This is a genomic window from Saccharopolyspora sp. NPDC045941 (genome assembly GCF_056431445.1).
Genome location: NZ_JBWKKU010000027.1, coordinates 71,599 through 92,213, shown reverse-complemented (window position 1 = coordinate 92,213; position 20,615 = coordinate 71,599). Strand labels below are relative to the sequence as shown.

Sequence of the window (20,615 nt, the reverse complement as noted above, 5' to 3'; positions counted from 1 at the left end):
GAGCGGACACGATGGGAAACGAGCCTGTGTTTGCATTAAGACACCCCAATCCCCCCCCCCCCTACCCCCTCCCCCCCCCCCCCCCCCCTTTCCCCCCCCCCCCCCCCCCCCCCCCCCCCCCGCCTCTTCGCACCTGTCCAGCGGAACACGCTGCATCGCACCTGAGGAGCATCAATCATGCCTGTACCCGATCGCGCCATGTCCAGGAATCCGGGAGAAGCCGCCGATCCCGCAGTGACCGAGATAGACCAGGAGAGCATCAGGGTGGAGCTCGCTCCCCACGCGTGGTTCACCAACCAGCTGTACCGCGCACTCGACACGATCGAGGATGCCCAGCAGCAGCTGCATGTTCTGCGGGTGGCCGACGTCGCCCGGCTCGTCCACGACGTCTTCCCCACGGCCACAGGCATCGTCATCGACACGCGCAAGATTGACGTTGACCCCAAAGGCGTGGAGTTGCACGCCGTCCTCGACAGCGAGGGGCGCGACCTCTGGCACGCCGACGACAACAGGTTTCCGCGCGCGGCGACATCCTACCGCACCTCCGACAACCTCACCTGGGCGCACGCGGTCTACCGCATCCAAGACTCCCTCACTTCGGCTTTGGGTGCCGACGAAGCGCATCAGTGGTGGGAGCCCCAGGACCCCAGCGAACCCGACGCCGGCTTGTACCGGTGCACGCTGCCTACCAGAGCAACGGTCAGGGCCATGAGCACCGTAGCGTCGGGCATGTTCCAGGCATCGTTGCAGGATCTGCACGGCGGACCCGAGCTGTGGTTGGCTCGTCCGGTCACACACCCAACGATGAGCATCGATGGTGATCGTGTGGCCATCACCGCCTTCCGCCACCCCGATGACGACGTCATGGTGATCGACATCAGGACCGAAGAGGCCAGCGCGCCAGCGCATCAGGACGAGCGTATCCAGGTTCGCCTCAACGGCACCGCGTACGAACTCGACACCACAATCCTTCCCCCAGGCGAGTCCGGTACCTCCGCATAGGCAGACCGCCGATCGGTGATCGCTGTCGACGCTGGCATCGCCCTGTCGTGATCGGCGACCGCCGAGTCCACGCCCCGCGTAGCCCTTCCAAGTCCGCCCGGAGCACCGCCGCCGGGTGAGCCTGCTCAGCAGCCCTGAGGAGTCATCCATGACCACAGCCGAAGCCCCCAGCGGCCTTGTCGCCGCAGAAGAACTCGCCACAGCCCTACGCAAGCTCCAAGAGCTCCAGCGCGACCATCAAGCGCTGAGCGAGGACCACGTACGTCTGCGGGATCGGCACCAACAGATGCTGGTCCAGCAACGCAAAGACGCCGATCGCGTGTACGCCGCCGCCGACCGCCGCGCTTTCGATCATTTAGCCGCACGAGCCGGTGTTGTCACACAGCACCTGACACAAACGGCACTCGTCCCGTTCACCAAACTGATCTACCAGATCAATCAGCTCGGTCAGCGCGCAGGCACACGGCAAGTCACCGAACTCAAGCAGTCCGCAAAGCACGCAGCACACCTGCTCGACGCCCACCGCACTGAGACCCCGGAGACGGCAGCGGCGATCGACTCGCTCATCGCCGAAGTCACGCGGATGCGCGAGTACATCGTCTCCGCCGGCCAGCAACTACACCGCGACCTCGCTGCCAACGAGCTCTCGGCCGGCACAGTCGGCTGCGAGTGCCTCGGGTGCCTGCTGATCGTAGGCATGACGCTGCACCCCGAGATCTACGGAGAAGACCCGAAACTTCTCTAGTACAGAGGAGGGCACGCCGGTACGTCCCCGTCTGCCGAACTCCACGATCGAGCCGCCGACGACAGGCAACAACCTCCGCTCGAGAAGCAGACAGCGGGACGGCCCGCGGCATCGCTGCCCCGGGTGGTGGGGAGCGCGCACTCTACAGCGATCCCGGTTGGGGTCAAGCCGCGGCGAAACGCATCCCGCGGCTTGACCCCAACCGGGATCGCTGGCTGCCGGAGTGCGCCCCACCACCCGGGAGGGCATCCGCTGCCTCAGCGTGTCCAAGGCGGACAACCAAACCTGCATCTGGACATCTGAAGCCGAGTCCACAGGGGACATATATGGGTCTGTCCCGCGCCGAAGCCGAGGAGCTGATCAAACAGATCACAAGTCCGGATCACACAGCAAGCGCAGACCGCGAGCACCAACGCCAGCAGGCGCAACTCGCCGAGCTCCAGGCCCAAGGCCACCTCGCACTCCCCAATCACCACATCCAGAAGGAGTCCTGCTGACTCGTCACGTCACGCATGACCTTTCGACGAGCCACGAACTCGCCCCGGCAGGGGATCCCAACTGGATCCCCTGCCATCTCATGAAGCCGAACAAACCAAGGAGAACTACGCATGCCCAAGGACAGCAACGACCCCGGCACGCCGATCTACCGCAAATTGGCCGCCGAAATGGGCGACCCGCTGTGGCCAGATGATGACAAGACCTCCCAGGCCGACGCCGAGCAGAACGGGCAGCCACCGGGCCCCGGCGAAACCCCCGGCTCTCACGAGAAGCCCTGAACCCCGTCGGCGACCCAGTTCCCAGGCCAACACCCGGCCTCCCGGGCTTATTCATGCCCCACCGGCATATGCCCCTCCCCGCGCACAAAGCGTCGAACCGGCAAACCCACCTAGCTCCGGGTTTCCTACAGAAGGAGTGATTTCAGATGTCGTTGCTCACCGCACGCAACGCGACCTTCCAGGACTTGCGGCGTCTCCTGGAGGAACAGCAGGGCGCCAAGATCGATGTCGTCGCGCCGGCCACGGCGCTGCGGTCGCGCAATGCCGCGATCGAACTGTCAGGTGTCGACCCCTCCTGGAGGAATCCGGGTTCACGATCGTGGACGGTCTCTATCTACCCACAGCGTCAGCCGACGGTGACATCGCCGCCAAGCTGCGGATCCCCGCTCAGTTCCTCCGTCGGCTCCGCATCGAACGCCCCGACCTTTACGACAGCAACGTCAACGGACTCCTGCACGGGAAGACCCGCCGCGGGCGCGATGGACGTTCGACCGTCCTTCACCCCTCTGATGAGCGGAAGTTCCTCCTCCGGATGTTCCGCGGCCACGGCGGCGGTGACGGCGTTCTCCGTGCGTTGCTTTCCGACAGCTACGGTCTCATCGACCACCTGGACGTTCTTCTTGCCGTCCTTGACGGAATCCGACAAGCCGATGTGGACGTCAGCATCCGGTCATGCGATCTCACCGAGTCGTCGATGCGCGCCAAGGTGTTCTCGCCGAGCGTCTCGGCCCTCGCACCACGTTTCCTGAACGGCTACCGCAATCCGTTCGCCAATCCGGCGCTGGAGGCCGAGCGGCGCAGGGTATCTACCGCACTTGAGCACTGGCATCAGGACACTCACGCCGAAGGCGGCTACGCCCCAGGAGACGAGCCGGTTGTCTTCGCCGGGTTCCGCGTCGCCAACTCCGAGACCGGGGACGGTGCCGTCACCCTCAAGCCTGAGCTGCTGATCCAGGTCTGCAGCAACGGTCTGACCCTGCCTGCGCTCGCCATCCGCAAAGTCCATATGGGGTCCAAGCTGGAACAGGGTGCTGTGTCCTGGTCACTGGATACCCAACGCAGGCACCTGTCGCTGATCACCGCACAGGCCCGAGACGCAGTCGCTCGATGGCTGTCACCGGAGTTTCTCGCCGAGCAGGTCGATGAACTCGAGCAGCAAGCAGGGGCACCGGTGACCGAACCGGACAAGACGATCAGAGCAATCGCGCAGTCACTGAAGTTCAGCGACGCTGAGCGTGAAGGCATTCTCCGGCATTTCACCGCCGGCGGTCAGCTGAGCGCGGCCGGAGTCGCCCACGCAGTCACCAGCTACAGCCAGACCGTCGCCGACGCCGACCGGGCCGACGCACTCGACGACCTGGCCCTCAAAGCGATGGCCGCTTGTGCCAACGCGTGACCGGCAGTGGCCCACCCGTACCCGCCTGGTGGGCCACTACGAACAGCTACGGAAAGACTCCCGACGGCCGTTGCACCGTGCCACGAGACGGACACAGGCGCGTTGACCCGGACGCGAGAACGAGGGAAGGAGAGGACATCGTGACTCGTCGATGGTCTCAGCATCTCCAGCGAACCGCCGTGCGGAAGCTCATCGCCATGGCATGCGCGGTCGCAGCCGCTGGTGCACGACCAGCGCAGACATACCCAGCCAGCTACCGTCCGGCGGAGTACGTCGACGACGACGCCTTCGCAGCCGTCGGCGCCGAACGGCAGCATCGATGGGACTACACCCCCGAAGGAAACGAGTTTGACAACAACTTGCGGGCAGCATGGGCCGCCGTCGCCGTCCAAGCTCACGCGTTGGCCACGGGCGAAGCATGCACCAAGCACGCAACGCAGGACCTGGTCGGCAACATCCTGCATTGGTGCGTCCACACTGGACTACCCCCCGCAGTGATCTTGGGTAACGCAATCGAGAACTTCCACTCCGAGCTCCGCGGGCACAGCTGACGCTGCGACAGGAGCCGGGCTTGCCCCGCGGCGGTGAGCGAGCGCATCCTGCCATGCTGGGATGGAGGCGTCCAGCACAAAGACGCTGGACACTCCCATCCCAGCATGGCCCTTGTGTGTGCGCCCACCGCCCGATGGGCAACCCCAACAGAAGGAAAATCTCGTGGGATTCACACACGTGCACCTCGATGGCATGCCGCCACGCAACTCTGCCGAGTACCGCAAGGTGGCACTGCGGCTGGTGAACGACGCGACCGAAAACGGATCCGGTTCGGACGCCTCGTTGGCTGCCATTGTGTTCATGCTCGAAGCCGTGATGCTGCGCTTCGACGCGGAGGACAGCTCTTCAGGAGCGCAGGCGTCGACCACCAGCTCCGTTCATCGCCTTTACCCCACCACGATTCGCATCTTCCACAACATCACCATGGATGGCGTCGCGACGTATCGCTCCGGGCACAGGCTTATCGAGGTGTACGCCTTCGACGAGCCGACCTTGCGAGGGGAGACAGACCGCGCCCTGGCGGATCGAGCACTCACCCCGTTCAGCACGGCGTACGACTCCACCCACGCCGGCGGCGTGGATCACCGTGCGGTTGAGTACTTCCAGAAGGGCAACCGCGCCCTGTCGATCAGCGACGTGATCGCGATCGACGGCCGCTACTACGCCCGTGGAAGCTCCGACTGGGATCGCATCGAGCCGCCAGCCCTGGGGCTCATGCCGCGGAGAACGGTCCCGATGACCGGCGGGAGCTTCGCCGGATTCTTCGACGAGAGTCCCTCACCGGACGACGTGCCGTTCTGATCCGCCAGGAGGTCCGCCGGGCTGCGCGAGCTCGGCGGAGCTCACCGCAGCAGCGCCGCGCACCGCTACCCCACCGTGCCAGTTGCGAAGGCCCATCCCGCGGTGCCTGCCGGGTATCACTGGCGGTCTCAGACCAGCCATCGATGCGGCAATGACCGACAGAGCAAATCCTAGACCGAGCCGGTCGGCGCCGGTTCTGTTGCGTCCTTATACCACTCCAGATTTACGTCCTTGCCCAGCCGTTGTCACGTCTCAGGAGAACCGATGGAAGACTTCGACTCCGACATGTTTCGTCTATCCACCCCGTCCGACATGCTGGCCGCAGTCCCGCACATACTGGGGTTCTATCCGACTGATTCACTGGTATTGCTGGTGTTTCGTACCGTGGAGTCTACGCTGCACTTTGGCCACGCACTGCGCTTCGATCTGCCGTGTTCGGCGCATTCCCGAGAGTTTGCCGAGCTTCTGCCAACAGGACCTCTCGCACCGGAGGACACCGCGGCCGTCTTCGCGATCGTCGTCACAGACAAGCCTGAAGTCCAATCCTGCGAAAGCCACCATGAATACCCAGGAAGTGTCCATGTGTCCACTGCAGACCTTGGAAAGCTTCCACATTCCGCGCTAGCTGCAGTTCTCTGCGAATCACTGCAGCAGTGCGGGATCGCAGTCGAGGAGGCGCTATGGACGCCCGAAATTCGGGCGGAGGCACCATGGAAGTGCTACCGCGACCAGGACCACTTCGGGACGGTCGCGGACCCGATGTCATCCCCGTTGGGCGCAGCGCTAGCCGTTCACGGATCTGTGACCTTCAGCAGCAGGGATGAGATGCGGGAACTCGTCGCGCCTGAATCGGACGAGGCGGTGGCCAGTTGGTCGGCCAAACTCGATCTCCTCCATCAAGAGGCTGCGAACGATGACGCACACGATTTGCTCACTCGCAACTTGCAGGTCGTGCTCGACGCCATCAACCGCATCGACAACGGCGGGGAGTTGAGTGACGACGATCTGGTACGCGTGTTGTTCGCTGTATCCGACAAGAAAATACGTGACGTCTCCCTTGGCACAGCACTGGGTGACACCGCCCGGTCCGCCGAGAGGCTCTGGCTTTCTCTCGTGCGAAAAGCCCCTGTCCCGGAGTGTGCCGATGTCGCCGCACTGCTTGCGTACTCCGCCTACATGCTCGGTAACGGCACGCTCGCCGTGATCGCATTGGAACGCGCCATTCAGAGCGATCCCGACCACATTCTGGGAAGATTGCTAGCGCTCGCCATTTTCTCAGGTATCTCGCGAACCGAACTCGCAGAGATGGTCCGTGGATAAGCCCATGCTAGCCCGGTAGTTCCGCGGAAAGGGCATGCCCGGTGCCAGCCACGCAGGTAGCCGGTGGAACAGCAGCTTTCCGCCCTAACACGGGAAGCCCGTCCGCTCCTACTCAGCCAGCAAGGTAGGAGCGGACGGTGGCGGGGAGTCCCGGGGCTGTCGATCTGCCTAAAGGCCATCAGTCCGAGCCAGCTGACGCAAGGGCGCCTGCGGCGTCGCTTCGCGATGCGCTGCGCGCACCCCTGCACCAGCAGGCACGAACTGATCAGCACGGCGCAGATCGACAGCCCCTCGAGCACTCCCCGGTCAGGAACCGGAGAGCGGAGGGGAGTCGGCGAACCGATCATCCAACTCTCAGCAGGAGGTCATCATGGCCGGCGAAACCGTCATCACCGTCCTGGGCAACTTGACCGCGGACCCGGAGATGCGCTTCACGCCCTCCGGTGCGGCGGTCGCGAACTTCACGGTCGCGTCCACGCCCCGGACCTTCGACCGGCAGACCGGCGAGTGGAAGGACGGCGCCGTCATGTTCCTGCGCTGCAGCATCTGGCGGCAGGCCGCGGAAAACGTGGCGGAGTCCCTCACCAAGGGGACGCGCGTGATCGTGCAGGGCAGGCTGCGGCAGCGTTCCTTCGAGACGAAGGAAGGCGAAAAGCGCACCGTCGTCGAGCTCGAGGTCGACGAGATCGGGCCGTCCCTGCGCTTCGCGACCGCCAGCGTCAACAAGGCCAAGCGCGGCACGGCCAGCCCCAGCGACGACCCGTGGTCCGGCACGGCATCCGACAACGCCGGTCTCAACGGCGAAGACGCCATGGCCCCGGTTCCGTTCTGATCAGGCGGCCCAGCTTCGGGGACGACGGTCGCACGCACCGTCGTCCCCGAAGGACGCCTCCGGCGACGGCCGCGCCCTGCTGGAGAAGAAAGGGGTGCCGGTCTGCGCGCTGACCACCCTGTGATCCAGCGTCCCGACGGACATGTCAGCCGTTCGTACTCTCGCATCATCCGCAATGAGAGGAATAGAAGTGGACGTTTACGACATCGTTCCGGATATCTCCATTGATTACAGCAATTGGGCGCAGAGTGAGCGTGATGTAATCACACCCGCGCTGGTTGCCGCCGGATATAAAGTCGGTGAATGGTACACCGCCGACGGTGATTCGTTTGGTCCGTTGTGCCGCGCAGCGAGCGCCACGAGTCCGGATGGCAAGTCAGTGACCGTCTTCTACGGTTGATCATTGAACGGGGACCCGGAGCTGCGCTTCACGCCCTCCGGGCCGACGGTCGCGAACTTCACCGTCGCGTCCACGCCCCGGACCTTCGACCGGCAGACCGGCGAGTGGAAGGACGGCGCCGCCCTGTTCCTGCGCTGCAGCATCTGGCTTCAGGCCGGGGAAAACGTGGCGGAATCCCTCACCAGGCGAAGGCGCCATGGCCCTGGTTCCGTTCTGATCCCGGCGGCCCAGCTTCGGGGGACGACGGTCACACACCGTCGTCCCCCGAAGCCCACTTTTCGAGTCTGATCGCGTTTCTGTCAATGCCATTCAGCACACAGTGCCGCGAGCCATCCCACGCCGCGGCGCGGCGGCTGAACTGAACTTTCTGGCCGAGCTGGGCGCGCACCACCGGCTGGTGCCCGCTGCCCGCTCACCCTGGCTAGGCATCGCTGTGGGAGCCGATGCCTAGCCAGGGCCTAGCTCTGCCGAACACCCGTTTTTAGCGGGAAATCGCGCTTCCTGCCTCTTCGAAGAGGCGGAAGGCACGCCGTCGTCTGGTGGCGTGCGGGAGAACAACAGTTGAGGAGAAGCACAATGCCCGAAGACAGCTTGCAGGCCGAGCAGGCGCAGCGAGAGGCGCGGCGGCAGGCGCAGGTCGAGCGGCAGCCCGACCGGGACACCCAGGACGCCAACAACATGGCGCTGCCCGCCGAAGAGCGGAACGCCGCACGCGAGCGCCGGAACAGCTGACCACCAACGCACCAGAGCTTTGGCTGCCCAAAGCTGAAGCGACGTAACGCAAAAGGTGAGGCCCTCCCCGATTGCACCGGGGAGGCCCTCACCGTCAGCATCCTCCCACACAACCGCCGCACGCCGCTCATGCGGTTCACCAGCTTCCGTTTCGATCACCGGCTCGGGCTCCTCGGCCGGGCGCTGCCCACTTCATCAGGTCTCGCACCGTGCTTTCGCCGTGCGAGCGGTCACGTCATCGTGACCGTGCCCATCGTGCGCGAGGAGCCCGAACGCCAATCGGAAGTATCAACCGAATCTGAAGGGAATCAGGCATGTCGGAGCTGAAGAAGGGCGCACGTATCACGGGCAAAGCGCGTGACGCGCTCGCCAGCGAGCTGCGAAAGAAGTACGAGAAGGGCGCCACTATTCGTGGTTTGGTCGAAGCGACCGGGCGGTCCTACGGGTTCGTGCACCGCGTGCTGAGCGAATCCGGCGTGAAGTTGCGCAGCCGCGGTGGCGCAACGCGATCGACGAAGAAGTGAGCCTGCGTCCCGCCCCACAACGGTGGGGCGGGACGTACCGATCCGCGATACCTCAGCCAGGTCGTGCTCCACAGATAAGTGGCTACCACCATCCGAATGAGAGACCCAACGAGATGACCGTTCCCTCTGCCATCCCGCCGATCGGCCAGCTGCTCGCCGAGATACCTGATGACGCCTTGATCTGGCTGCACACCGACGACGTGCTGCTCGATGTGGATCCCTCCATCCGCGCACGGATCGAGCGGCACACCCACGGCGTCCTCGGCGACCTACTGGGGATGCTCCGCTACGTCCAGGTCCTTGTGGACCTGCGTACCAGGATGGGCAGCCCAGAGAAGAGGCCCATCTACGTCGTGCTGCACAAGCCTACGAGCACCACGCTGCAGCTGGGGGAAGTCCGGGACCGGCTGGAGTACCTCGCCCACCACGGCGGCATCAACGACGTCAAGGTGTACGTGGTGGTCAACAACGAGCCCTTCGGTGAGCACGTATCCGACCGGGCACTCATCACCATCCTCCGCACCCTGGACGCACTGCCGGCCGAAGCCAGGGATTCAGTGCTGCGCCAGCTGAAGTCCGAGTACACCACCACCGACCGCGAGCAGTAGCACGAGCGCGCGGTGTTGCTCGCGTACCTGGCCGCCCGCCATGCCGGCGCTGCCGTGCGAACATCGGCGGAGCGTGGCCGCCGGATCTTTCGTGGCGACCGCGCTCCGACGCGGGACAGCCTTGCTGCGCACTCACCGCTCACGTCTCCTGACCACCCCCGCCCAGAACCGATGGAGCCTCGACCGAGTGTGTGCCGTCTTGATCGGGCTCGATCATGTTCGGACGCGGTTCTCCTGAACGCGAACGCGCCGGACTCGACTCAGCCACCTGCGTCGCTTCTTTCTGGCGTAAACCAGGCGCTGCGTGTGACGAGTCCGACGTCTCCTGCTGTTCTTCTTCAGCGTTGGCGGCCTTGCGGCCGACTGCGATCAAACGCCGTGCTTCCCGTTCACTCACGTGGAGCGTCTCTCCGACTTGTTCGACTGTTCGGTCGGCGCAGTGAATCACCCACGCGGCTGCGGCTTGCCGGTCCCGCGCCGCAGCAACCTTCGTTTCGGTGTTCGCCTTCAGCTCGTCGATCTTGCGTTGGAGTCGGCTGATCTTCTCGTCTCGATCGGATTCGGCTGCCTGGATCTCCGCCATGGCATGCGCGTACTCCACGAGCACTTCTTCGACTCGCTCTTCCCGCGCCAGATACGCGGCCCGCTGTGCGGCGTTGGCCTGTCGCAGTCGCTCCAGCTGCTGGCTGGCGTACGTGGAACGGCGGGGGCGCTGCCTGCGTCGGGTGGGCTCGGTCATGATGTCCCTTCCTTCTGACGGTGTCATCACGTCAGCCCCCACAATCCCGAAGGCTACCCGGCCACACGGAGCGACGTCCGCGCCGCGCAACACTCTCCCGCTGCCGCGTCCACATGTCTTCGGTGGCGTCACGGGGGGAATGGCATAACCGCCCGCTCGTGTCGTCGACTCCGCTTCGAGTGGATCAGACGCCCCGAACCGGGGACGGCCAGGAGGGAGCTGTGGCATGGGAAAGCGCATCATCATCACGGGATCACGCGGCTGGGATGAGCCGGCGAGCATCATGCTGGCGCTGGCATCAGAGTGGGACCCCGACGGCGTGCTCGTCTCCGGCGCCTGCCCTCGCGGAGCTGACGCGCTGTGCGAGGCGTGCTGGCGATCGTGGGGCGGACGCGTCGAGCGTCATCCCGCCGACCGGGCCTCCGGTCGCGGCGCCGGCTTCCGTCGCAACGCAGAGATGGTCGAGCTCGGCGCTGACGTCTGCCTGGCGTTCATCCGCGATGGTTCACGCGGCGCCAGTCATACCGCCGGGCTCGCAGCGCGGGCCGGCATCCCGGTGAAACGGATCCACGCCACCTCCGCACCGTCTATCGACGAGTTCCAGGGCGTCTTCCGCTTCCTGTCCAACTTCAGCCCGGACCCAGTCGTCGGCCGCGGCGACTTGCGCTATCCCTCCGCGGAGCACGCCTTCCACGGCGGCAAGACGAACGACCAACGACTACGGGAGCGGATCGCCGCCGCGCCGACCCCACGCGAAGCGAAGTGCCTCGGTCACGAGCTGTCCCTGTCTTCCCTCCAGGACTGGAACGCTCGGGGGCGCCACCTGGTCATGCCCGCGGTCCTCCAGGCGAAGTTCTCTGATCGGGAACTCGCCGCGCGGTTGCTCGCCACCGGCGATGCCGTCCTCATCGAGGGCAACCGGCACCACGACCAATTCTGGGGTGCCTGCGGTTGCCGGACCGACCGGTGCATCGGCCCGGGGCAGAACTGGCTGGGCCGCTACCTGATGGCCCTGCGCTCCGAGATGCGTGAGGAGTTGCTGTCGCCAGCCGCACGTGCGTGACGGGAGTTTGAGGTGCACGCCGCGGCAGATCCGCCGTCGTGGCGTGGCGGTGAGGGTGCTGACGGCGTGCCGAAGTCGGCGCGCCTGGTGTGTCGGCGCGGAAGCCCCGAAGGGCTTGCCACCGAAGTGGCCTGCCAAGACCGCGCCGACACCAGGCGTCCGTGTCGCTTGAGGTTCGCCGAGAACCTCGACACCCGGACGCCGGTGGTGAGTGTATCGCGGCGCCGGCGGCGTCCGGGTAGGAATCGGTGCACCGCGCCCAATCGGTCTTCGCTTCGTTCCGTACAGGGCTGCTGCCCAAGCTGAGTCGGTCTTGCAGCGTGCCGCTGACACAGCTGGATGGCCCTTCCGCTTTCTCTCTGCCGACGGCCGTCGGTCCTAGTCGTGCTGCCTGACGGCCACGGCCTGGTCAGCCGTCTGCCGGGTGGTCTTCAACTCTTCTCTTCCCGCTTGGGGCAGCGGAGTGTAGCCCTCCACTGGGCCGCGTCAAATCGCTGTCGAAAAAATTTTTGGACGGGGCCCCTACCCCATCCAAAATTTTTTTCGCCAAAGCGTGCGATTTGACCCGCCCCAGCTCCAGGCTGCGCTTCTTTTCGCCCCAACCGGAAAAAGAAGAGTTGGAAACGCTTTCCAAACCGGCCCATTTTCGCTGCCTCACGGCGACAATTTTTCAATCCGTCCGCCGGACAGAATACATCAAACATGCAGGTCAGAGCGTTGAAATATAGACTGGCAACTTTTAGACAAAAATGCCGAGTACCGAAATTAATCTTGTGAACTCACTAGTCTATAACTAAAATGGGAGTTGCAACACAGCCGGGAATGCCAAGCCTGGCTTCGCTTGAAAATTCGCCGATAGGGGTTTTCATGTCCCAGACGATTTCTGCTCCCGAAACTGTTTCTCATTTCGATTCCAACGTCGCTCGCGCGATCGCAGATCGCGACTGGAAAACCGCCCTTTCTCGTGCTGGCCAGCACGAGAAAAACGTCATGAACTGGTGCGTCCAGGAGACCGCCGGACGTACCCCCATCCCCGCGCTCGCACGCTTGCAATGGGGCGCGAAGCGCGCCCGCACCAGCGGTAACGACGTCGCACTTGAGATCATCACCGCTTTCATTCCCTGGGCAAACGAACGATGCGAGCTCAGCGCCCAAGAGCGCGAGCGCACCGCATACCGCCGCACCAGCCCGATTACGCGGCCGACGACGGCACGCACCGCCACCGCCGACGAACACGGAAACGCCGTGCAGGTTCGACGCGAGGACCGCAACGCGTCGCGCCAGCGCAAGCCGGGCACCTACGCCGCCCCGACCGTCGATTCCCCCGACGACCGCGAGCGAGACAAACCGATCACCTGCAATATCGACTACGACCGCGCCGCGCTTCCGTGCCACGGCTGGCCCTGCCTGGAATGCAACACCGAGCGCAGCATCACCGACCGCCGCACCCCTGACGGACTGTGCGGAGAGTGCCGCGAACACCAGCGCTCCGGATTGCCCGAACCCGCATCGTGGCCCGAACTCCAGACCGCGACCGAGCACGCGCGCCAAGCCATCGCCGCCGCCGAGGAAGCCCGCCGCGCCGCCCGCGCGGCCGCAGAGCGTGTCTCGGCCGAAATGATCGAGAACGCATGCGCCTACATCTGGGAACACCACGCACCAGCCGCCGCGCTTGACCGCATCGAGAAGCTTTGGCACGCCGCCGACACCACCCAGCGACGGGTGATCGCGGCATGGGTGAACCGCAGCGTCCCCGCCGAGCACATTGACGCGCGGGCCGCCGCGAAAAAGGCCAACGCGGAAACACCCGCTGCCGCCGAAGCCACACCCGCTGCACCGGCAGCCGCCCCAGAAGCGAACGACCGGAAAGCCGCCGAGAACAGCACCGCCGCCGTCGTCCGCAACACCGCCGCGAACGGCCGATCGCACAAGCGCCCCGCCGCCAAGAAAGCCCAGACCACGCCGAAGGCAACCACCACCCGCAAGGCCAAGGCCCGGAAAACCAAGCCCACCGCAAAAACTGACTCCACAGCCAAGACCACCGTCCAGGGCACCGCCCCGAAGTGCCAGCAGTGCGGCGGCGGCAACGCCCGGCCCCGCCTCCACCAGGAGCAAGAACACGTGTTGTGCCGCACCTGCCACGAGATTTTCAAGGAAAGCGACGCCGCGATTACGGAACGCGCCGCATAGCACCCGCCCTCCCCCCAGGGCCCCCGGTCTTGGGTTGACCGGGGGCCCTGTGCTGCCTACCGCCGACACCCGCACGCGTCGCCCTGCTACGCCGCCACGCCCACGCCGCCCGCGCACGTCACCTCGCCACGTCCGCCCCTGCTCACCACCGCGTCGCCTGCGCCGCGCCCCGTCCTCGCCAGCGCCGCCACGCCGCCCCTTGCACCACCCAGCCGCGCCACCCCTTTCACTGACACGAAGCACATCTTGCAGATCATCTGAAACCGGGAAGCCGCATCTCATCTGATGCAGCTTCGGTCGCGTTATTCGCGTCAAAACGCACGCTCTGTTCACCGCTTTCAACACGCCGTCGGCCATATTGGACACGGCGTCACACGCACCCCGGAATTGGCCGGTTTCATGCTGGAGGTGTGGTGATGGCGCTGCGGAAGATGACGCCGGGCGGGTACGAATACTTGACCGGGTCCGTCGGATGCGCCGATCACGACTTGCCTGGCGAGTCCATGGCCGACTACTACGTCAACCACGGGTATCCACCTGGTGAATGGATCGGTGAAGGCGCCGCTGAACTGGGGGTGGACGGCGAGGTCACCCAGGAACAGATGATGGCGTTGTTCGGAGAGGGGCGGCACCCGGACGCTGACCGGATCGAAGCGGAGCTGCTCGCCGGGGGAGCCAGCGTCGAAGCCGCACTTGCTGCGACCAAGCTCGGACGTCGGTTTCCCCAATACGGTGGCGAGGACGCGCTGCGCCGGCGCGTTGGCGAGGCGTACAAGCAGCACAACCGCGACCATGGCCGGCCGATCGGCGCTCCCTTGGATGCCGACACCCGCCAGGAGATCCGCGCACGCGTCTACTCCGAGGCGTTCGCCGCCGACCACGATGGCCGGGAACCGGTTGACGAGACTGAGTTGCGCCGCTGGATTTCCGAGCAGAAAAGGGCGCTGCGCAACGCGACCGCAGGCTACGAGTTGGTGTTCGCTCCTGACAAGAGTGTCTCGGCTGCGTGGGCGGTTGCTGATCCGGTGACCAGGGAATTGATCGCCGACGCACATCGGCAAGCAGTTCGGGATTCCATCGCGTTGTTCGAGGCCGAGGTCGCCTTCACTCGGTCTGGACGCCAAGGCGAAGCCCAGGTGGACGTCATCGGCGTCACCGGCGCGATGTTCGAGCATTGGGACTCGCGCGCCGGGGACCCGCACCTGCACACGCACGTGCCGGTTTCCACCAAGGTGAAGCGCGCGACGGATGGGCGTTGGACGTCGCTCGACGGTCGCACGATCTACGCAGCTGCGGTTGCCGTGAGCGAGTTCTACAACAGCCGCTACCGCGACCTGCTACGTGAACGGGGCGCGACGTTCGTCCTGCGGCCAGCCGAAGGAATCGACCTCACGCGCCCGGTGTGGCAGTTGGAGGGGATGCCCGACGAACTCATCAAAGCGTGGTCGCAGCGCGCCCAGCAGGTCGAGGCGGAACGCGCCCGAGGGATCGTGGAGTTCCGCCACCGCAACGGCCGCGAGCCGGATCCGAAGGAGCTGTTGGAGATTTCGCGCCGCGCGCAGTACGGCACGCGCAGGGCGAAAGGACCACCGCGAAGTCTGGCCGAGCACCAGTCCCGATGGCAGGCGTTCGCCGACTCGGTCATCGGCAAACAAGCGAGAGAGGCGCTCATCGGGCGCATCCTGCACGGCCGCAAGCAGAAGGCGACGGAGGTCGACGTCGCCGCGTTAGCGAGCGTGACGCGCCACGTCGTTTCGGAGAACCACGCCACCTTTAACCGTTGGAATCTCGAGGCCGAGGCGCACAGGCAATCCGCCGGACTGCACCTGTTTCCGCGTGACCGCGACGAGCTCGTGCAGCGCGTTGTCGAGACCATCATCGCCCAGGCCGACACCGTCAAGATCCAAGCACCATCGCTAGTTGAGGAGCCCGCGGCGCTGCGGCGGTCTTCGGGCGAGAGCGTGTTCGTCGAGCACAACTCCGCGCGCTACACGACCGAGCAGACCCTGCGCGAGGAGCAGGAAATGGTCGGCTTCGCACGACGCTACGGCGGCCACCGTCTGACGACCCACACCATCGCCGCCGCAGTTGCCGCATCCGCTGCACGGGATGTGGCGCTCAACGCCGGCCAGGAGCGCATGGTTACCGAGTTCGCCCGGTCCGGTCGCCGCCTGCAAGGTGCTCTCGACCCTGCCGGAACGGGCAAGACGACCGCTATGAGGGTGTTCGCCGCGGCGTGGCGTTCTGCAGGCGGACGAGTTTATGCTTTCGGCCCCAGTGCGAGGGCTGCCCAGGAGCTGGGCGAGTCCATCTCCGCGATCCCGCACACACTGCACCAGGTGCCCACTGCGTTGAAGCACGGTCTTGGCGAGAAGATGTTCGGTTTCGGCCCCGGTGACGTGCTCATCATCGATGAGTTCGCCATGGCGGGAACGCACACCTTGCACACCGTGGTCGACTGGGCCATCAGCCGCGGAGCCGATGTGCGCCTCATTGGTGACGATCACCAGCTCTCCGCGGTGGAAGCCGGCGGCTTTGCCCGTCTGCTCGCCCGTGATGTCGGCGTGGTGCGGCTGCATGAGGTGGTGCGGTTCAGCGACCCTGCGCAGGCCGCCGCGTCTCTACTGATCCGCGAAGGCAACCCCGACGGTTTGCGGTACTACCAGGAGCAGGGCTGGATCGCGTCCGGGTCGATCGAAACGATGCGGGATGCCGCGCACCGGGCGTGGCGCGCGGATCTCGATGCCGGGCTCGAAACGTTGCTGATCGTCCCCCGTACCGAGGATGTCGTCTGGCTGAACTTGCAGGCTCACGCCCAACGGGTCGAACGCGGCGATGTCGACACCACCCACGTCGCGCGCCTGCATGACGGAACCGTCGCGGGCCGTGGGGACTGGGTGGTCACCCGGGACAACCGACGTCGCTTCACAGTGCGCGGGGGCAAGGACTTCGTAAAGAACGGCGATACCTGGACCGTGCTCGAAGTGGCCGGCGACGGGTCGATGCACCTGCGTCACCGCGCTCACCAGGGTCGCATCACGGTGCCGGCCGACTATGTCGACCGGCACGTTGAGCTTGCTTACGTCGCCACCCTTAACCGCACTCAGGGGATGTCTGTCCGGGATTCCGCCCATACTGTGGTCACGCCGGAAACCACTCGTGAGCAGCTCTACCCCGGCATCACCCGCTCCATGGAGATGAATCGGATGTACGTGGTGACCAGTCACCACGTCGTCGATAGCCATCGCGAAACCCCACCCGAGGACGATCCGCTGGACGTGCTCACCGGGGTCTTGCGGCGCAGCGGGATAGAACTGTCGGCGACCGAAGCTCTGCGGGAGGCATTGGCCGAAGCCGAGTCGCTGTCGACGCTGGTGCAGTATCACGAGTACGCAGTCGACCTGGTCACCCACGAACGCTACGACCAACTCCTGCGAGACGTGCATCCCGCGGCTGCCGAGGCTGACGCGGCGCCCGCGCTACGGAAAGTGCTTCGCAAAGCCGAGACTGCAGGTTGGCAGGCAGAGCGGCTGTTGCCCGCGGTGGCCAACCAGAGCTCGCTCGCCGACGCTGATGACGTTGCAGCTGTGCTGATCTACCGCGTCGAGAAACACGTCAGCACGCATCAGCCGCCGGCGCGCGTGGCTGATCCCGCCGCGGGTGATGTGGAGCGCTGGCGCGCGCTGGTGACCGCAGCGGTCCCCGAGGTCGACCCGGGCGAGCAGCGGTGGGACATCGTGTGGCGCCACGCAGCCGGGGGACACCAGGGAGGGTTGGACAGTGACGTCGCTGTCGCCCGTGCAGCAGCACAGCTGGCGACCCGGCCGACGAATGATCCTATGGATGATCACAGGTTCGTGGCTCACGCCGTAGTCGCTGAGCTGGCTGTGCAACGTGCGGCGGGTGGAAGCAACCGGCCGGCGCTGCCCTGGCTGAGCCAGCACGTTCGCGCCGCTGTCGCCGGACACGACGAAGAGCTGCAGCTCTACCTGCGCAAGATGAACAGCGCCATCGGCGACCGCGTCGAAGAGCTCCGTGGCGCGGTCGAACGCCAGCGGCCGCGGTGGGCGAATCAGCTCGGGAAGCGCCCGGATTCCCCCGCACTCGCTGATCGGTGGGACCGTGCCGCGGCGTGGGCTGCCGCGTGGCGTGATACCCACAAGGTCACCAGTACCGATCCCACGAATCCGTTCGGGGATCGCCCTGAAGGCGACGGGTTTCAGGCGCGTGGTTGGGACGCGGTCGATACGGCGTGGCGGCGGGCCATTGCCACGTCGCCCGCCGACCGCGGCGGGAGCGGCCAACACCAGCAGTCCCTCGACGTGCTTCGACAAGACCTACGGAAAACCACCGAGCGGGCTGCTCCCGCTGAGGATCACGTCCACCGTCACGACGACGCTGCGGCCCAGAACCAGGAGCTCGATGCAGGCGAGGATGAGCACCTGGACAGCGGACTGCGCTACTGAACCGCAGACGAGATCACGCGAGATGAGTCCGGATATCGGCGACGGGACGCCCGACGTCAACGAGCGTGCTGGGGTCCGGCCCATCCCGCAAGAGGGACCCCGACCTTGGTGTGGGATACGAGCAACGACCAATGACCGGAGTCGGCCTGGGCTTTCCTGCGCCAAGTGTCGGTGATCGGCAGACCGATGTAGGCCGCGCCGTCGCCCTCGGGCCACGTCACGTCCACGGCGCCAGCATCGTCGCTCGGGATGCACCACGCGTGTTCGGTTCCCATCGAGCTCGGTGCGATCAACGCGAAGCCTTCCGCGTACGTCAGGTCCGGGTCAGCATCGGCTTGGTGGGACGCGTTCTGCCAGCACTTCGAGGGCTCTGCCTGCACTGTCGTGGGATAGTGCGTCGAGCTCTCCCAAAGTGTCAGTGGCCAGTTCAGGTTCCCCGCTGGCGGCCACTTAGCGGGGAGCTATCTGGCCGTGGCGTGATCACGGTACGTGACGACGTGTGGAACACGGCGAGGTTCTGGCGTTCGTCAGTCCCAGTAGTTGAAGAGTGCTTCGCCGAGGTTGCCGGGCCGCCAGTACTTGATGTCGCTCAACAGGACATCAGGCCAGGCTGAGGCATCGACCGGGCCGTTCAGCTCGGACGGGGTGAGCACCTGAAACCCAGACAGCTCTGCCAGGACAGCCGTTAGCGCAGGAGCGTCTACAAACGTCAGCGGGCCTGACTCCAAGTGGATGGTTCGGGGCTCTGCGACGGCCAGTATCGCCGAGTCGCGCGTGCAGGCCACGACGACCGTGTGATCGTGGTAAGCGATGAGCCCCTGGTGGAAGTTGGGTGTCACGCCGTCGGTGAGGCGGAACTCGAGCACCTTGCCGCCGGTGCGACGGGCAGCTGTGTAACAGGCATGCCGGAAGTTGCGGAAGTCCGTCATCCGGTGAAGATATCCGCTTCCCGCATTGCTGTCGGTTGCCACGACCCGATGGGTCGACCGAAGCCGGAACTGTCACGGTGCGTACAAATGACCGCGAGTGGGGAGCGTATCTGGCCGCAGCAACTGGCCGTCCACGGGGAATTCCTGCTGGCCGCTGTCACCCAAAGCCTTCCTTCTGCGAGCAACAGCTCCGGGAACGACCGGAAGCGCCAAGTCCCGGAACTTGCAGATGACTGTCTCGCGTAGAGATCAGCCATATGCTCGAGAAAAGCAATGAGCTGCTGCGCTCCCGCTCCGCTCACGACGCCGCACCCTTTCGCCGGAAAACACGGGAAATCGCAGCTGGCATGGAGTGAGCCGGTCACGACTCCGGCTGACGAGAACCACCGCTGGGAGCATTCGGGTGAGGGCGCGTCGTGCGTTCCTGGAACCGGCAGCTATCCACGACGCGCAGCCGGTGCCGCATTCTGCCGATGACCTTCTGGGTTCGGAGGTTGGTGGCTGACGTGTGCCACTCGACGTCCCGCGTCTCGCGCGAGACCCGCGTGCAGGTCACGGTGATCTCCACGAGATCGCCTGGCCACGCTGGCGCGCAGTGGGTGAGTGCGAACTCCACGCCCACCGCGCTTTCATGCGGATCCAGATGCGGGTGGACAACCTGCCAGCACGCGGTCTCCAGCAATGCCACCAGATAACCCGAGGCGAGGACCGTCTCGCCCCGTTCGAGGAGTGTGCCAGGAAGAATGTGGGGGACGGTGAGCTCCTGCTCAATCAGGCGATGAACGGTGTGCGTCGCCCCGGTGATCAGCCCAGGTTTCATGCCAAGTCTCCTTCTCCGAGGAACCACAGCTGACGCAGACCGCCGCGCGTTGCCGAAGAGCACGTGCGGGCGAGTTCATACAGCTGCGGGTCATCCTCCAGCTGAACGAACCGCACGAAGACCGGCGGGCGCTCTCCGGTGGCGAGGACTGCCAGGTGGCCCCATGCTTCGTCCACGTCCCACACGAGGACCCACAGTCGCGCGCTGCGGCTCACTGTTCGACGCATCGCGCGCCTCCTTTCTCCCGTTAGTGGCCGTAGTCGTAGCGATAGCCTTCGGAGTCGTCGTCTCGGTACAGCTCGTCGATCCGCTCTTCTTCCCGCCGGCGCTCGTCGTCGAGGTGTCGTTGATCGTCGGCTCGGCGTTCGGCGGCGCGCCGCTCTTCGTCGTCGAATCTCTCCCAGGGAGCTGGGTGCATGGGACAACTCCTTTCCTCGGGTAGTCAGTAGCTCAGGCCGTCGTCGAGATCGGTGTGGAGGTCGTCGTCGTGGAGGTCGGCCTCGCCGGCGAGGATCGCTGCGACCGGGTCGTGCTCCGGCGCACCACGCAGATAGCCCCGGAGTACCTCTCGATCGGGGTCGTCTTCCTCGGCGGTGGCTGGTTCTGGGGTGGCGGCGGTGGCGGTGATCGGGTCGACGTCGGCGTCGGTCAGCAGCGCGTCCCACAGCGTGGTGAGCTGGTCGCGCGATTCGGGTGTGGGCATGGTGCCTCCCGGTCATG

The 20,615-nt window shown here is 65.5% G+C and carries 21 protein-coding genes and 1 pseudogene; 15 read left to right on the top strand and 7 right to left on the bottom strand.

Annotation, left to right across the window (positions count from 1 at the left end; genetic code table 11):
• Positions 1–177 precede the first annotated feature (177 nt).
• From AC07FN_RS22540 to AC07FN_RS22485, 12 genes and pseudogenes are all read left to right on the top strand, one after another.
• Entirely contained in the window at positions 178–1,002 is an 825-nt protein-coding gene (locus tag AC07FN_RS22540; RefSeq protein WP_478397379.1) for a TolB-like translocation protein, read from the top strand.
• Positions 1,003–1,150: 148 nt separating this feature from the next.
• Positions 1,151–1,747, top strand: a complete 597-nt coding sequence (locus tag AC07FN_RS22535) for a hypothetical protein (protein ID WP_478397378.1) — start codon at positions 1,151–1,153, stop codon at positions 1,745–1,747.
• Between the two features lie 608 nt (positions 1,748–2,355).
• Positions 2,356–2,523 (top strand): hypothetical protein, encoded by a 168-nt coding sequence (locus tag AC07FN_RS22530; RefSeq protein ID WP_478397377.1) that lies wholly within the window; start codon positions 2,356–2,358, stop codon positions 2,521–2,523.
• A 319-nt stretch (positions 2,524–2,842) separates the two neighbouring features.
• Positions 2,843–3,919, top strand: a complete 1,077-nt coding sequence (locus tag AC07FN_RS22525; protein ID WP_478397376.1) for a hypothetical protein — start codon at positions 2,843–2,845, stop codon at positions 3,917–3,919.
• Between the two features lie 714 nt (positions 3,920–4,633).
• The gene (locus AC07FN_RS22520) at positions 4,634–5,272 is read left to right on the top strand and encodes a hypothetical protein (protein ID WP_478397375.1); all 639 of its coding nucleotides are present in this window, start codon (positions 4,634–4,636) and stop codon (positions 5,270–5,272) included.
• Between the two features lie 264 nt (positions 5,273–5,536).
• On the top strand, positions 5,537–6,592 hold the full coding sequence (locus tag AC07FN_RS22515; protein WP_478397374.1) for a DUF4192 domain-containing protein: 1,056 nt from the start codon (positions 5,537–5,539) through the stop codon (positions 6,590–6,592).
• Positions 6,593–6,962: 370 nt separating this feature from the next.
• Positions 6,963–7,424: a single-stranded DNA-binding protein gene (locus tag AC07FN_RS22510; protein WP_478397373.1), complete on the top strand. Its 462-nt coding sequence runs from the start codon at positions 6,963–6,965 to the stop codon at positions 7,422–7,424.
• A 190-nt stretch (positions 7,425–7,614) separates the two neighbouring features.
• A complete protein-coding gene (locus AC07FN_RS22505) occupies positions 7,615–7,824 on the top strand; it encodes a hypothetical protein (RefSeq protein WP_478397372.1) in 210 nt (69 codons plus the stop codon).
• 3 nt (positions 7,825–7,827) lie between these two features.
• A pseudogene (locus AC07FN_RS22500) lies at positions 7,828–8,019 on the top strand (single-stranded DNA-binding protein); the annotation flags it as partial.
• A gap of 381 nt (positions 8,020–8,400) precedes the next feature.
• Positions 8,401–8,556 (top strand): hypothetical protein, encoded by a 156-nt coding sequence (locus tag AC07FN_RS22495; RefSeq protein WP_478397371.1) that lies wholly within the window; start codon positions 8,401–8,403, stop codon positions 8,554–8,556.
• Between the two features lie 314 nt (positions 8,557–8,870).
• Positions 8,871–9,080 carry a helix-turn-helix domain-containing protein gene (locus tag AC07FN_RS22490; RefSeq protein ID WP_478397370.1) on the top strand — a complete coding sequence of 70 codons (210 nt, stop codon included), beginning with the start codon at positions 8,871–8,873 and terminating at the stop codon, positions 9,078–9,080.
• 113 nt (positions 9,081–9,193) lie between these two features.
• Positions 9,194–9,688, top strand: a complete 495-nt coding sequence (locus tag AC07FN_RS22485; protein ID WP_478397369.1) for a hypothetical protein — start codon at positions 9,194–9,196, stop codon at positions 9,686–9,688.
• 139 nt (positions 9,689–9,827) lie between these two features.
• On the opposite strand, the gene AC07FN_RS22480 is transcribed toward AC07FN_RS22485, so the two are convergent.
• The gene (locus AC07FN_RS22480; RefSeq protein WP_478397368.1) at positions 9,828–10,427 is read right to left on the bottom strand and encodes a hypothetical protein; all 600 of its coding nucleotides are present in this window, start codon (positions 10,425–10,427) and stop codon (positions 9,828–9,830) included.
• A gap of 226 nt (positions 10,428–10,653) precedes the next feature.
• Here AC07FN_RS22480 and AC07FN_RS22475 point away from each other — a divergent pair, with 226 nt between their 5' ends.
• Positions 10,654–11,490: an NADAR domain-containing protein gene (locus AC07FN_RS22475; protein ID WP_478397367.1), complete on the top strand. Its 837-nt coding sequence runs from the start codon at positions 10,654–10,656 to the stop codon at positions 11,488–11,490.
• A gap of 867 nt (positions 11,491–12,357) precedes the next feature.
• Entirely contained in the window at positions 12,358–13,680 is a 1,323-nt protein-coding gene (locus AC07FN_RS22470) for a hypothetical protein (RefSeq protein WP_478397366.1), read from the top strand.
• Positions 13,681–13,766: 86 nt separating this feature from the next.
• Here the strand turns inward: AC07FN_RS22470 and AC07FN_RS22465 are convergent, their stop codons facing one another.
• Positions 13,767–13,916 (bottom strand): hypothetical protein, encoded by a 150-nt coding sequence (locus tag AC07FN_RS22465; protein ID WP_478397365.1) that lies wholly within the window; start codon positions 13,914–13,916, stop codon positions 13,767–13,769.
• A 180-nt stretch (positions 13,917–14,096) separates the two neighbouring features.
• Here AC07FN_RS22465 and mobF point away from each other — a divergent pair, with 180 nt between their 5' ends.
• The gene (gene mobF / locus AC07FN_RS22460; protein ID WP_478397364.1) at positions 14,097–18,146 is read left to right on the top strand and encodes a MobF family relaxase; all 4,050 of its coding nucleotides are present in this window, start codon (positions 14,097–14,099) and stop codon (positions 18,144–18,146) included.
• 527 nt (positions 18,147–18,673) lie between these two features.
• On the opposite strand, the gene AC07FN_RS22455 is transcribed toward mobF, so the two are convergent.
• The 5 genes from AC07FN_RS22455 to AC07FN_RS22435 all read right to left on the bottom strand — a co-directional run bounded on the left by AC07FN_RS22455 (position 18,674) and on the right by AC07FN_RS22435 (position 20,598).
• Positions 18,674–19,075: a hypothetical protein gene (locus tag AC07FN_RS22455; RefSeq protein WP_478397363.1), complete on the bottom strand. Its 402-nt coding sequence runs from the start codon at positions 19,073–19,075 to the stop codon at positions 18,674–18,676.
• 361 nt (positions 19,076–19,436) lie between these two features.
• Positions 19,437–19,895, bottom strand: coding sequence for a thioesterase family protein (locus AC07FN_RS22450; protein WP_478397362.1), 459 nt, complete (start codon positions 19,893–19,895; stop codon positions 19,437–19,439).
• Positions 19,892–20,122, bottom strand: coding sequence for a hypothetical protein (locus AC07FN_RS22445; RefSeq protein WP_478397361.1), 231 nt, complete (start codon positions 20,120–20,122; stop codon positions 19,892–19,894). Before AC07FN_RS22445 ends, AC07FN_RS22450 begins: the two co-directional genes overlap by 4 nt.
• A 20-nt stretch (positions 20,123–20,142) precedes the next feature.
• Positions 20,143–20,313, bottom strand: a complete 171-nt coding sequence (locus AC07FN_RS22440; RefSeq protein ID WP_478397360.1) for a hypothetical protein — start codon at positions 20,311–20,313, stop codon at positions 20,143–20,145.
• Between the two features lie 24 nt (positions 20,314–20,337).
• Positions 20,338–20,598: a hypothetical protein gene (locus AC07FN_RS22435; protein ID WP_478397359.1), complete on the bottom strand. Its 261-nt coding sequence runs from the start codon at positions 20,596–20,598 to the stop codon at positions 20,338–20,340.
• Between the last annotated feature and the right edge of the window lie 17 nt (positions 20,599–20,615).

What these genes read in the sequence shown, in the direction of transcription:
- AC07FN_RS22540 (WP_478397379.1), top strand. Translation starts at nt 178, where the DNA reads ATGCCTGTACCCGATCGCGCCATGTCCAGGAATCCGGGAGAAGCCGCC.
- mobF (WP_478397364.1), top strand. Translation starts at nt 14,097, where the DNA reads ATGGCGCTGCGGAAGATGACGCCGGGCGGGTACGAATACTTGACCGGG.
- AC07FN_RS22480 (WP_478397368.1), bottom strand. Translation starts at nt 10,427, where the DNA reads ATGACCGAGCCCACCCGACGCAGGCAGCGCCCCCGCCGTTCCACGTAC.
- AC07FN_RS22530 (WP_478397377.1), top strand. Translation starts at nt 2,356, where the DNA reads ATGCCCAAGGACAGCAACGACCCCGGCACGCCGATCTACCGCAAATTG.
- AC07FN_RS22440 (WP_478397360.1), bottom strand. Translation starts at nt 20,313, where the DNA reads ATGCACCCAGCTCCCTGGGAGAGATTCGACGACGAAGAGCGGCGCGCC.
- AC07FN_RS22455 (WP_478397363.1), bottom strand. Translation starts at nt 19,075, where the DNA reads ATGACGGACTTCCGCAACTTCCGGCATGCCTGTTACACAGCTGCCCGT.
- AC07FN_RS22485 (WP_478397369.1), top strand. Translation starts at nt 9,194, where the DNA reads ATGACCGTTCCCTCTGCCATCCCGCCGATCGGCCAGCTGCTCGCCGAG.
- AC07FN_RS22510 (WP_478397373.1), top strand. Translation starts at nt 6,963, where the DNA reads ATGGCCGGCGAAACCGTCATCACCGTCCTGGGCAACTTGACCGCGGAC.
- AC07FN_RS22470 (WP_478397366.1), top strand. Translation starts at nt 12,358, where the DNA reads ATGTCCCAGACGATTTCTGCTCCCGAAACTGTTTCTCATTTCGATTCC.
- AC07FN_RS22475 (WP_478397367.1), top strand. Translation starts at nt 10,654, where the DNA reads ATGGGAAAGCGCATCATCATCACGGGATCACGCGGCTGGGATGAGCCG.
- AC07FN_RS22445 (WP_478397361.1), bottom strand. Translation starts at nt 20,122, where the DNA reads ATGCGTCGAACAGTGAGCCGCAGCGCGCGACTGTGGGTCCTCGTGTGG.
- AC07FN_RS22515 (WP_478397374.1), top strand. Translation starts at nt 5,537, where the DNA reads ATGGAAGACTTCGACTCCGACATGTTTCGTCTATCCACCCCGTCCGAC.
- AC07FN_RS22535 (WP_478397378.1), top strand. Translation starts at nt 1,151, where the DNA reads ATGACCACAGCCGAAGCCCCCAGCGGCCTTGTCGCCGCAGAAGAACTC.
- AC07FN_RS22435 (WP_478397359.1), bottom strand. Translation starts at nt 20,598, where the DNA reads ATGCCCACACCCGAATCGCGCGACCAGCTCACCACGCTGTGGGACGCG.
- AC07FN_RS22490 (WP_478397370.1), top strand. Translation starts at nt 8,871, where the DNA reads ATGTCGGAGCTGAAGAAGGGCGCACGTATCACGGGCAAAGCGCGTGAC.
- AC07FN_RS22495 (WP_478397371.1), top strand. Translation starts at nt 8,401, where the DNA reads ATGCCCGAAGACAGCTTGCAGGCCGAGCAGGCGCAGCGAGAGGCGCGG.
- AC07FN_RS22450 (WP_478397362.1), bottom strand. Translation starts at nt 19,895, where the DNA reads ATGAAACCTGGGCTGATCACCGGGGCGACGCACACCGTTCATCGCCTG.